Genomic DNA, 437 nt, shown 5'->3' with positions numbered 1-437 from the left:
CCAAACTGCTCTACTCCCGAATGGGTGAAGTGACTGCGGATGACGGTACGGTGTTGCCTATAGCCGCTACCTTTGCCGGTGCACCTTCGCTGACGGTCGATGCGGTCATTGTCCCTTGCGGCAATATCGCGGATATCGCTGACAACGGCGATGCCAACTACTACCTGATGGAAGCCTACAAACACCTTAACCCGATTGCGCTGGCGGGAGACGCGCGCAAGTTTAAAGCAACAATCAAGGTCGCTGACCAGGGTGAAGAAGGGATTGTGGAAGCTGACAGCGCCGACGGTAGTTTTATGGATGAACTGTTAACGCTGATGGCAGCACACCGCGTGTGGTCACGCATTCCTAAGATTGACAAAATTCCGGCGTAAATATGGATAAGGTCACGTCCCCTGGGGAGTGACCTTACCACCTTACTTACACATTAAGATAAC

The 437-nt window shown here is 52.6% G+C and carries 1 protein-coding gene; it reads left to right on the top strand.

All coding sequences use genetic code 11. The annotated features are described in order from the left end of the window. A partial coding sequence (locus K0040_RS22590; protein WP_228110474.1) for a catalase occupies nucleotides 1-374 on the top strand: 374 nt, incomplete at its 5' end. Nucleotides 375-437 lie beyond the last annotated feature (63 nt).

Origin of the sequence: Terrisporobacter petrolearius (assembly GCF_020748185.1) — a bacterium.
GTDB lineage: Bacteria > Bacillota > Clostridia > Peptostreptococcales > Peptostreptococcaceae > Terrisporobacter > Terrisporobacter petrolearius.
This window is presented reverse-complemented; position numbering and strand designations above follow the sequence as displayed.